General features: G+C 75.5%; 8 protein-coding genes. 7 read left to right on the top strand and 1 reads right to left on the bottom strand.

Going from position 1 to position 11,261, the window contains the following annotated elements; translation table 11 throughout:
* Positions 1 to 1,701 precede the first annotated feature (1,701 nt).
* Both ABT247_RS25060 and ABT247_RS25055 read left to right on the top strand, forming a co-directional pair.
* Positions 1,702 to 3,345 carry an ATP-binding cassette domain-containing protein gene (locus ABT247_RS25060; RefSeq protein WP_350746084.1) on the top strand — a complete coding sequence of 548 codons (1,644 nt, stop codon included), beginning with the start codon at positions 1,702 to 1,704 and terminating at the stop codon, positions 3,343 to 3,345.
* A gap of 286 nt (positions 3,346 to 3,631) precedes the next feature.
* The gene (locus ABT247_RS25055; protein ID WP_350746081.1) at positions 3,632 to 3,802 is read left to right on the top strand and encodes a hypothetical protein; all 171 of its coding nucleotides are present in this window, start codon (positions 3,632 to 3,634) and stop codon (positions 3,800 to 3,802) included.
* Between the two features lie 85 nt (positions 3,803 to 3,887).
* On the opposite strand, the gene ABT247_RS25050 is transcribed toward ABT247_RS25055, so the two are convergent.
* Entirely contained in the window at positions 3,888 to 4,973 is a 1,086-nt protein-coding gene (locus ABT247_RS25050) for an alcohol dehydrogenase catalytic domain-containing protein (protein WP_350746078.1), read from the bottom strand.
* Positions 4,974 to 5,148: 175 nt separating this feature from the next.
* Between ABT247_RS25050 and ABT247_RS25045 the strand changes: the two genes are divergently transcribed.
* From ABT247_RS25045 to ABT247_RS25025, 5 genes are all read left to right on the top strand, one after another.
* A complete protein-coding gene (locus tag ABT247_RS25045) occupies positions 5,149 to 6,648 on the top strand; it encodes a M48 family metallopeptidase (protein WP_350746075.1) in 1,500 nt (499 codons plus the stop codon).
* 161 nt (positions 6,649 to 6,809) lie between these two features.
* Positions 6,810 to 7,463 (top strand): class I SAM-dependent methyltransferase, encoded by a 654-nt coding sequence (locus tag ABT247_RS25040; RefSeq protein ID WP_350746072.1) that lies wholly within the window; start codon positions 6,810 to 6,812, stop codon positions 7,461 to 7,463.
* A 201-nt stretch (positions 7,464 to 7,664) separates the two neighbouring features.
* Positions 7,665 to 9,068 carry a hypothetical protein gene (locus tag ABT247_RS25035; protein ID WP_350746070.1) on the top strand — a complete coding sequence of 468 codons (1,404 nt, stop codon included), beginning with the start codon at positions 7,665 to 7,667 and terminating at the stop codon, positions 9,066 to 9,068.
* 7 nt (positions 9,069 to 9,075) lie between these two features.
* On the top strand, positions 9,076 to 10,074 hold the full coding sequence (locus ABT247_RS25030) for an N-acetylmuramoyl-L-alanine amidase (protein WP_350746067.1): 999 nt from the start codon (positions 9,076 to 9,078) through the stop codon (positions 10,072 to 10,074).
* 209 nt (positions 10,075 to 10,283) lie between these two features.
* Complete coding sequence (locus tag ABT247_RS25025; protein WP_350746065.1) at positions 10,284 to 11,210, top strand: hypothetical protein; 927 nt, start codon at positions 10,284 to 10,286, stop codon at positions 11,208 to 11,210.
* Positions 11,211 to 11,261 lie beyond the last annotated feature (51 nt).

Genomic DNA, 11,261 nt, shown 5'->3' with positions numbered 1-11,261 from the left:
ACAGACCACCAAAACAACCAGCAGAGAACGCACACCGTGGCACGCAAAAGCATCCGGATAGGAAGTCGGCCGGGCCGACTTCTCGCGCTGCAGCCACAGGCCAGCGAGCCGCTCCAGCCACCGCCACCACAGACCACCAAAACAACCAGCAGAGAACGCACACCGTGGCACGCAAAAGCATCCGGATAGGAAGTCGGCCGGGCCGACTTCTCGCGCTGCAGCCCCTTGCCGCAACCCTGCGGCCAGCGGGCCGGTCAGTCACCGCCACCACACCGCCACAAACCACCGAATTACCCAGGACACAGAATGCAGAACGCACACCCTGGCCCATGCCAGACCAAGCAAGCGCCCCCGGATAGGAAGTCGGCCGGGCCGACTTCTCGCGCTGCAGCCCCTTGCCGCAACCCTGCGGCCAGCGGGCCGGTCAGTCACCGCCACCACACCACCACAAACCACCGAATTACCCAGGACACAGAATGCAGAACGCACACCCTGGCCCATGCCAGACCAAGCAAGCGCCCCCGGATAGGAAGTCCGCCGGGCCGACGTCTCGCGCTGCGGCCCCGGCACACGCAGATGACCGACCACCGCACACCAGCGCCAGCCCACCCGAGGCACCCCTGCTCGCACGGAAAGTCGGCCCAGCCGACTACCCACACGAAAGGCAGAACGCACTAGACCAAGCGAGCCCCCCGGATAGGAAGTCGGCCCGGCCGACTTCTCGCGCTGCAGCCCCGGCCACAACTCTACGGCCAGTGGGTCAGCGAACCGGTCCAGCTACCGCCACCACACCACCACAGACCATCACCGAACCAACCAGGACACAAAATGCAGAACGCACACCGTGGCCCATGCCAGGCCAAGCAAGCCACCGGATAGGAAGTCGGCCCGGCCGACTTCTCGTGCCGTGGCCCCGGCACATGCTGATGACCGACCACCGCACACCAGCGCCAGCCCACCCGAGGCACCCCTGCTCGCACGGAAAGTCGGCCCAGCCGATCTCCTGCGTACGGCGAGCAGCACGTCCACGCACGGTGGGAATGCACCCCCTTACCTGTGCGATCCAGCACCCGAAATAAACAAGCGCTCGGAGTGGGAAGTCGACTTGGCCGACTTCCCACTCCCAACAGACCTCCGCTGGGCGCGCCCATAAGAGAAGCAGCGGCAGTTCGTGAGAGTTGGGGCTTGGGGTGTTGGGGGGGCGTTGCTGAGTGGTGGGGGTCGGTCTGAGGTGGGGCGGGTGACCGGGTTCGGGGGCGCGGGGCGGGCCTTGGGGGGTGGCGTGGGGGTGGTGGCGACCGGTTGAGGGGGACCGCGAGAGGTCAGCGCCGGGGGTTGGGGCTTGGGGTGTGGGGGGGTGTCGCTGAGTGGTGGGGGGTCGGTCTGAGGTGGGGCGGGTGACCGGGTTCGGGGGCGCGGGGCGGGCCTTGGGGGGTGAAGTTCGGGCCGTTGAGGAGGCGTTGGGAGGGGGTTTCGGGGTGGGGCGGGCGGCTGGATTCGGGGGCGCGGGGCGGGGGCCTTGGGGATCGGCAGGCGGGGCCCGTCTGAGGGGTGAAGTCGGTTCCGCCGAGGGGGCGTTGGCGAGTTGTTGTCGGGTTGTGGGGGTCGGTTGTGGTGGAGCGGGTGAGGGGTCGGCGCCGGGTTCTGGGCCCGGGGTGGGGGTTGTTGTTCGGGTTGCTGGGGAGGGCGCGGGGGGCGGTGGTGCGGTTGTTGCTGTGGTCGGGGGTGGAGGCCGTGCCGCCGTTGCTGTCCGGGTTGTTGGTGTCGGCTGCGGTGGACCGGGGGTTCCTGGCCGGGCGGCCGGGGGTGGGGGTGGCGTGGCTGGCGGGGTTCGGGGCGGCGATGGGGGTCCGGGCGTATGCGGCGCGGGCCGGGTTCCCGTACCTGGCGGCGGTGGTGGAGCCGCTGCGGGACGCCCTGGTGGGGCGGGTGGTCCGTAGTGCGCTGGCGCGCCCGTCGGCGGATCCGGCCGAGGTCGCCAGGCTCACCGAGCAGGTGGAGTCCGCCCGGCAGTTGACCGCGACGCTGCTCCGTACCCTGCGCGGGGTGGGGGTCACGCTGGTCGCCGCCCTGGTCGGGCTGACGCTGCTGGCGCCCGTCGTCCTGCCGCTGGTGCTGCTTCCGCTGCTGGCAGCGGGTCTGGTGTTCGTCCGGCTGCTGCGCCCGATGACGGCCCGGCGCCGGGCGGTCGTCCTGGCGGAGGAGCAGTTCGCCGCCGAGGCCGGGCGGGCGCTCGAGGGGCTGCGCGATGTCCAGGCGTCGAGTTGCGGGGAGGAGGTGGCCCGGTCCCTGGCCGAGGCGGCGGGGCGCAGCGCGGCCGCGTCCCGGGCGCTGGGCCGGGCCTCGGCACTGCGTGCGCTCGTCGTGGCGCTCGGCGGACGGGTGCCGGTGCTGGTGGTGCTGGCTGCGGCCCCGTGGCTGCTCGCGCACGGCGCGCTGACCGCGGGCGAGCTGCTCGGCGTCGCCACCTACCTCGTGCAACAACTCGACCTGGCGGTGCGGACGTTGGCCGGTACGGTCGGCGGCTGGCTGCTCAACCTCGCGGTGGTGCTGGACCGTCTCGCGGCGGTCACGGCAGTCGTCGGCGAGCCCTCGGGCAGGCGTGAGGCGGGACGGCAGCGGCGTGTGCCCGCGCCGACGGCGACGGCCGTCCAGGAGGTGCGGCTGCGGGGTGTCCGCTACGCCCATGGTCCCGGTGCCGCACCGGTGCTCGACGGGCTCGACGCGGTGTTCCGCCCCGGGGAGCACATCGCCGTCGTCGGGCCCAGTGGGACGGGCAAGTCGACGTTGGCCGCGCTGCTGGCCGGGCTGGTGGTGCCGACGGCGGGGTCGGTCTCGGCACCGCCGGCCGCGTTGCTGCCGCAGGAGGCGTACGTCTTCCCGGGGACGGTGCGCGAGAACCTCGCCTGGCCGGCGTCGACGGGTGACGACGGGCGGCTGGCCTGGGCGGTGGAACGGCTGGGCGCCGGAGAAGTGGTGGAACGGCTGGGTGGCCTGTCGGGGGTGCTGGGCGACCCGGGTGAACTGTCGGCGGGTGAACGCCAGTTGATCGCACTGGTGCGGACGTACCTGTCCCCCGCGCCGCTGGTGGTGCTGGACGAGGCGACCTGCCACCTGGATGCCGCCGCCGAGGAGCGGGTGGAGCACGCCTTCGCCGCCCGGCCCGGGACCCTGGTGGTGGTCGCACACCGGATCAGTTCGGCCCTGCGGGCGGACCGGGTGCTGCTGCTGGACGGTGGGCGGGGCGTGCTCGCCCGGCACGGCGACCTGCAGGTGCTGTCGCCCCTGTATCGGGAGCTGGTCGGGCACTGGCTGGGGGCGGGGCTCGCATCACGCCCTCGATGACGGCCTCGATGACGGCAGCGACGGCGGCAGCGACGGCGGCCTCGACGACGGCGTCGACGGCCTCGACCACGGCAGCGACGGCGGCCTCGACCACCACCTCGATGACGGCCTCGACGGCGATCTCGATAATGATCTCGTCCGTCCCGGCCGTTAGGGTGGCCGGGGCACGGGCCGCGATCACCGGCTGCGGGCGCGCACCGGGCGCCCGCTCGGCGAGCCGGCCGTACGCCGCAGGCGCCGGAACGGCGCCGATGACCTGCACCCTCGCACGGAAAAGACGATTCTCATGTCCGACACCCTCACCGACACCACCGGCCCCGCCAGCGGGACCGACGCCGACGAGAAGACGGCCGAGTACTTCGCGACGCACGGCCGCCACCGCGGCCCGTCCGCGGCCGACGACGCCCCCGAGTCCGACCCGCACGGCCGCCACCGCGCGGCCGGCGCCCAGGGCTGAACGGGCTCGACGACGTCGAACGGAGTCGAGGTGAGGGCCCGCCGGGATCGCTCCCGGCGGGCCCTCGCGCCTCGGTACCGGGGCGTCACCCGCGCAGCGACACCACCGTCCGCAGCGCCTCGCCGCTGCGCATCTGCGCGATCGCCTCGTTCACGTCCGCCAGTCCGACCCGGTGCGTGATCATTCCGTCGAGGTCGATCCGCCCGGCCCGCCACAGGTCGACGATCAGCCCGATGGTGCGCGCCACCGGTGCCCCGCCGTACAGCGAGGGCAGCAGGCGCTTCTCGTTGAAGAACAGCTCGCCCATGCTGAACTGCGCCCGGTCGTCCTGGGCGCCGGCCCCGACGACCACGACGGCGCCGCCGCGGCGGGCCGCGTCGTAGCCCGCCCGGACGGTGGCGGCGCGTCCGACCGCCTCGAAGACGTAGTCGAATCCGCCACCCGGCAGCCCCTTGGCGACGGCCTTCAGCTCCTCGGGGGCGATCGCCTCGGTGGCGCCGAAGGCGAGCGCCCGTTCGCGCCGGGAGGCCACCGGGTCGACGACGGTGATCCGGGCCGCGCCGCCGACCCGGGCGCCCTGGACGGCGGCCACCCCGACGCCGCCGGCGCCGATCACCGCGACCGACGACCCGGGCTCGACCCGGGCGGTGTTGACCGCGGCGCCGACGCCCGTGGTCACCCCGCAGCCGATCAGCGCGGCGGCCTCGTACGGCAGGTCGGCCGGCACCCTGATGACGGCGTCGGCAGCGAGCACGACCTCCTCGGCGAACGCCCCGGTGCCGTAGAAGCCGGAGGCCTCGGCGCCGTCCTCCGCGAGCCGGAACCCGGGCGCGCCGAGCCGCCGCAGGCTGGCGATGCACAGGTGGCCGCGGCCCTGCTCGCAGTGCGCGCAGCGACCGCAGGGGGCCATCCAGCAGAGCACCACGCGGTCCCCGGGGGCGACGCCGGTGACGTCGTCGCCGACCTCGACGACCTCGCCGGCGCCCTCGTGTCCGGGGACGAAGGGGGCGGGCTGCGGCAGGACGCCGCTCATCGCGGAGAGGTCGGAGTGGCAGAGGCTGGCGGCGTGCATCCGGACCCGTACGGTGCCCGGTCCGAAGCCGATCGCCGTCACGTCCTCGCGGACGTCGAGGGTGTCCTGGCCGGTCTTGTGGAGGACGGCTGCGCGCATGGGCTGCTCCCGGTGTCCGATCGACGGTCGGGCCGATTCTGGCACGCCCGCCCCGGCCGGACTGGAACACGTTCCAGAACCGGCGGCCCCGGCGGCCCGCCCGCCGACCGCGCCCGCGCCCCGGAGCTGCGGAAACCGCTGTACGGGAAGATCCGTTCACGCCATCATCTCCGCCGTGACCACACCCGTTGAGACAGCCCCCGACCGACCCGCCCACGGTTCGCCCTGCCCCTCGTGCGGCGCCGTGCTGACGGCCGACCCTCGGTTCACCGCCTGGTGCCCGGCCTGCGACTGGAACCTCGCCCCCGGGCAGGTCGGCGCCCCCGGGCAGGTCGGCGCTCCCGCGCCCACCCGGCGCGAGCGGGCGACGGCCGCCCGCACCGACCGGCTGTTCGAGGAACAGGCCGGGGGTGGCGACTCCCCCACCGCACGGCTGGACTGGCTGCTGGCGTCCTCCGCCGCCGGTCTGGTCCACCTGGTGTCCGTCGGCCTGTTCGCTCTGGGGCTCTGGCTGCTCGTCACCGGGAACGTCGTGCAGCGCTGCACCGGTGCGGTCGCGCTGGTGATCGTCATCGCCCTGCGGCCGAGGCTCGGGCGGGTGCCGCGCGACGAGGACGTCCTCGACCGCGGCACCGCACCGGCCCTGTACGGGCTGGCGGACCGGGTGGCCGCCGAGGTCGGCGCGGCGCCGGTGGACGTCATCCGGATCACCGACGAGTTCAACGCCTCGTACGGGCTGGTCGGGCTCCGGCGCCGATCCGTGCTCGAGCTCGGCCTGCCGCTCTGGGAGGTGCTGGACGACCGGGAGCGGATCGCCCTGCTCGGCCATGAGTTCGGCCACCGGGTCAACGGCGACCACCGGCGTTCGTTCTGGCTGTACAGCGCGGTCGCAGCGCTCGCGGGCTGGTACCACATGGCCCGCCCGGGCCGCAGCGGCTGGGGCGCCCGGCTGGAGTACGGCGGACCGGCCAACGGGGTACCGCTGCTGCTCCGGCTCGGCGCGATCCTCGGCGCGGCCGTCCTGCGGGCCGTGGCCTGGCTGCTGCTCCAGGGCCTGCGGCTGTTCGACCGGCTCACCCTCCGGGCCGGCCAGCAGGCGGAGTACCGGGCCGACGCCCTGGCCGTCCGGGTCGGCGGCCGCGAGGCGGCTCACGGCATGCTGGCGGCGCTGCTGCTCACCGGCTCCGCGGTGGCCGCCATCGGCCGGATCCGTGCCGAGGAGCGCCGGCGCCCCCGGGTGGTGCGGCGCGGGCGGGCGCAGGCACCCCGGCCGGTCGGGCCACGCACGGTCGAGACGAAGCCGGTCCAGCCGAAGCCGGTGGAGCCCTCGTCGGTGGCGCCGAAGCCGCTGGAGCCCGCGCCGGTGGAGCCCGCGCCGGTGGAGTCCGCGCCGGTGGAGCCTCCGCCGGCCGGGCCGGACCGGCTCTGGGAGCGGCTGCGCGAGCACCTCGCCTCCGTCCCGGCCTCGGAGCGGGAGCGCCTGCTCCGGCTCAGCGCGCTCCAGCGGACCGCCGTGGACGCCTCCCACCCGCCGACCCACCTGCGGATCGCCCTGGTCGACCGCGCCGGGGACCAACCGGCCGCCGTCACCTCCACGGAGGCCGAGGCCGCGGCGGTCGCGGCCGAGCTCGCCCCGCACCGGGCACGGATCGCCGCCGGACTGCTGAGCGGCTGATCACCGCCCACCCGCCGTCACCTGCTCCCCCGGCTCGCCTCTTCGCCGGCCCCCGCCGCCCTGCCGCCGTCCACGCCGCTACCGTCGAGTAGGGTCCCGACCACGTCCGCGCGCCGTGCCGGACCCCCCGCCCGAGCCGTACCGAATCCGAGGAGCACCGCATGTCCGACCTGCTGGAGAGCGCCCGCCCGGCGCCCGAGGTGCTGGCGGCGTTCGAGGCGGCCACCGGGTTCATGCCGGTGGACGAGGGCCTGGCGCTGTACGCGGCGGCCGTCGCGGCGGCCCGTGCGACCGGGCTGCCGGTGCTGGAGATCGGCACCTACTGCGGCCGCTCGGCGATCCTGCTGGCCGCGGCGGCCCGCGAGACCGGAACGGTCGCGCTGACCGTGGACCACCACCGCGGCTCCGAGGAGCAGCAGCCCGGTTGGGAGTACCACGACCCGACCCTGGTGGATCCGGAGGTCGGGCTGATGGACACCCTGCCGCGGTTCCGCCGCACCCTGCACGCCGCCGGGCTGGAGGAGCACGTGGTGGCGCTGGTCGGGCGCTCGCCGCAGGTCGCGGCGGTGTGGGGCCGGCCGCTGGGCCTGGTGTTCATCGACGGCGGGCACACCGACGAGCACGCCACGGGCGACTACGAGGGCTGGGTGCCGCACCTGGCGCCGGAGGGCCTGCTGGTGGTGCACGACGTGTTCCCGGACCCGGCGGACGGCGGCCAGGCCCCGTACCGGGTGTACCTGCGGGCGCTGGCCGACGGCTTCGAGGAGGTCTCGGTGACCGGCTCGCTGCGCGTCCTGCGGCGCACCACCGCCTGAGCCGATCTCCCGCCCGCCCCCGCGCGGATGCTCTAACGTCGTGCCGGGGCTGTCCGGCCGCGGTTCGAACGGTACGGTGTCCGCGCAGCACCAGGCGGCTTCGCCGGCTCGCCGCACCGGGCGGTGGCACCGGACAGCGCGGGGCAGCACCAGGCGACAGCACCAGGCAGAGCACCGGCGGAGCGTGGGGGCCAGCGGCACATGACGGACCAGCAGAACACCGCTCCGGCGGTCTGGGACCCGACCGCGCGCGGCGGCGCGGGCGGCTGGGTCCGCAACCCCCAGCGGCGGGACCACCCCGAGCTCGCCCAGGCGCCCGAGAGCGGCCGGCCTCCCCAAGGCACCCAGCCCTCCCAGGGCGCCCAGCCTCCCCAGGGTGCCCAGCCCCCCCAGGGCGCCCAGCCGCCCGGCCCCGGTCCCGTCGCACCGCCCCCCGCCGCCGGGGCCGTGGGCGACCAGGGGCCGCTCCTGGGCGCCCGCCCGTACCTGTCCACCGCCCCGGGTTTCGGCCCGCCCGGCGCCGAGCCCGAGCCCGAGCCCGCCGCGGGCTCCGGGGCGCCCACCGCTGCCTTCCCGAGGGTCGTCCCGCCGCCGCCCGCCGCCACGCCCTTCCCCGGCCAGGCGACCCCGCAGGACCGGGGCGCTCAGGGAGCGCCGGCGACACCCGGCCCCGGCTACGTCTACCCGCCGCCCCCGGCGGCCGCGCCCCGGACCCCGTACGGCTCCCAGACCCCGCACGGCTCCCCGCCCCCGTACGGCGCCGAGTCCTCGTACGGCGCCCAACCCCCGTACGGCGCCCAGCCGCCCTACGGGTCGCCGCCGTCCTACGCCGCCCCGCCGGACCGCCCGACCCACGACCCGGCCCCCGACGAGGACGACCGGGACCGCCCCGGCAGGGGCAAGGCCCCGCTGCTGATCGGCTTCGCGCTGCTGCTGGTGCTGGCCGTCGGCGGCGGCCTGCTGTACGCGAGCCAGGGCGGCGGCGACAAGGGCGCCCAGGCCGCCCCGGGCGCGACCGCCCCCGCGACCGGCTCCGGCAATGCGCAGCCCGCCCCGGCGCCGACGGGTACGGACGGCGCGCCGAGCGCCGCACCCAGCAGCCCGCCGGGCGGGAGCCCGTCCCCGACCGCGACCGGCCCCGGCCCGAACGCCCAGGCGCAGGCGCAGGCACTGGACGGCCTGCTGAGCGAGGGGGAGAACGCCAAGGCCCCGATCGGCAGCGCCGTCGCGAAGGTGAGCAGCTGCCCGTCCAAGGCCGACATCGAGAGCGCCGCCCAGGTCTTCGACAACGGGGCGAAGCAGCGCGACGGCCTGCTGACCAAGCTCGCCAAGCTGAGCGTCACGGACGTGCCGGGCGGCCCGGACGCGGTGAACTCGCTGAAGTCCGCCTGGCAGCTGTCCGCCGACATCGACCGGGCGTACGCCAGTTGGGCGCGCGCCGTCGCGAAGCAGGGCTGTTCCGGCAAGGCCCCGACGACCGCGGACAAGACCCACGCGGACGAGCTCAACCCGCAGGCGACCCAGGCGAAGACGGACTTCATGACGAAGTGGAACCCGATCGCGAGCAGCTACGGCCTCACCCCGCGGACCCAGGACAGGATCTGATCGAACCGTGACCGGTACCGCTCCCCGCCCGCCCCGCCGCCGTTCCGTCCTGCTGCGCGCCACCACGGTGGCCGCGGTCGTCCCGCTCTGCGCGGCGGGCTGGTTGGGCTGGCGCGCGCTCGACGGCTCCGCCCCGGCGGGCGCGACGGCCGCGCCGTCGCCCGGGGCGGTCCGGTCCGCCACCCAGGACCCCGCCACCGGGGACCCCTCCGCTCCCGGAGCCCCGCCGACCGGGGGCACGCCGACCGGGGACCCGTCGGCTCCGCCCACCCCGCCCGGGCCGTCCGCGACAACGTCGGCCGGCCCGGCGGCCACGGCGCCCGCGACCGGCGCCGACCTCACCGGCCGGACCGTCGTGCTGGACCCGGGCCACAACCCCGGCAACTTCTCCCACCCCACCGAGATCAGCCGCCAGGTGGACATCGGCAACGCCCGCAAGGAGTGCGACACCACCGGCACCGAGACCGACTCCGGGTACACCGAGGCGGACTACACCCTGGACGTCTCCCGACGGGCCCGCGCCCTGCTGGCCGCCCGGGGCGCCAAGGTGGTGCTGGTGCAGGACGGCGACCGCCCCTGGGGCCCGTGCATCGACGAGCGGGCGAGGGCGGGCGCCGACGCGCACGCCGACGTCGCGGTCTCGGTGCACGGCGACGGCGCCCCGGCGAGCGGCAGCGGCTTCCACGTGATCATGCCCGCCAGGGTGGTCGCCGGTAAGGCGGACAACTCCGCGATCGTGGAACCCTCGCACCGGCTGGGGCTGCTGCTGCGCGACCGCTTCCACGCCGCCACCGGCGAGCCGTACGCCGACTACATCGCCGACCAGGGCCTGACCACCCGCTCCGACCTGGGCGGCCTCAACCTCTCCACGGTCCCCAAGGTGTTCATCGAGTGCGGTAACATGCGCAACTCCGCGGACGCCCGGCGGATGACGGACCCTCAGTGGCGCCAGCAGGCCGCCCAGGGGATCGCCGACGCGCTGACCGCCTTCCTGACCACCCAGTGAGCGGGCCCGGCACGGGAGTTGGAACGAGCAGGCCGGACGGACGACGCACCGCCCGGCACGCACCGTTTGCAACGACTTCGACCCGTTCCCGGTCCCGCTGTGCACCGGCGGGGCGGTTGGGCCTAGGCTTCTGGTCCGTTCGGGAGTTTCGGCCGGTCAGCCCGACCGCGCGAATCACCGTCCACGACACGTCAACGAGGGGAACGTAAGTGAATCTGCGCGCTCTCACCAGGGGAGACGCCGCCGTCGCAGGCGCGGCCGTCCTGCTCTTCATCGCCTCCTTCCTGCCCTACTGGACCGTGGACTGCAGCGGCCCGTACTGCGGGGACACCTCGCAGAACGCGTGGAGCACCCAGCTGTTCCCCATCCTGCCCTCGATCTACCTGCTGGGCATCGCCGCCGCCGTCCTGATCCTGGTGCAGCGCTTCCAGGGCCCCGCCGCCGCCAACCGCCAGGTGCTCGGCCTGCGGCTGGACCAGTGGGGCATCGCGTTCGCCGTGGCGGCGCTGTGGACCTCGGTCTGGGCGCTGGGCGGCGGGCCGACCGGCGCCCGCCTCAGCCACGGCTTCGGCGCCTGGCTCGGCCTCATCTCGCTGATCGTGCTCGCCGGTGCCGCCGCGGCCGCGCCGCTGGTTCCGGCGCTGAAGGCCCCGCTGGTCACCGACCGCCCGGCCGTCCCGTACCAGGGCGGCTACCCGGTGCCGGGCCAGCCCGGCCACCCGGGCGCCCCCGGCCAGCCCGGCCAGTACGGCTACCCGGCGCAGGGCCACGACCCGGCCTTCGGCGCCCAGCCGGCCGGTGGCTACGGCTACCCGGCCGCCGGCCAGCCGCAGCCGGGCCAGCCCGGTCAGCCGGTCGTCGGCCAGCCGCAGGACGCCGCCGTCCAGGCCCAGCAGCAGGCTCCGGCCGTTCAGCAGCAGGCCGCCCCGGCGGCGGACTTCCAGCCGTACTGGTTCGCCGTCCCGGCCCCGCGCCAGCTGGCCCCGAAGGACAACCCGGCCGGCGCCCCGGTCGGCGAGGTCGTGCCGGGCACCTGGTACCTGGCCGTCGAGCAGCGCGGCAGCGCGCTGGTCGCCCAGCTGCCGGACGGCACCCACGGCCTGCTGACCGACACCTCGGGCCTCCAGCGCGGCTGACACCCCCTCGTTCGAACGCCGAAGGGGCGGGACCGGTGATCCGGTCCCGCC

Source organism: Kitasatospora sp. NPDC001539 (genome assembly GCF_040298565.1).
In the GTDB taxonomy this organism is placed as follows: domain Bacteria; phylum Actinomycetota; class Actinomycetes; order Streptomycetales; family Streptomycetaceae; genus Kitasatospora.
This window is presented reverse-complemented; position numbering and strand designations above follow the sequence as displayed.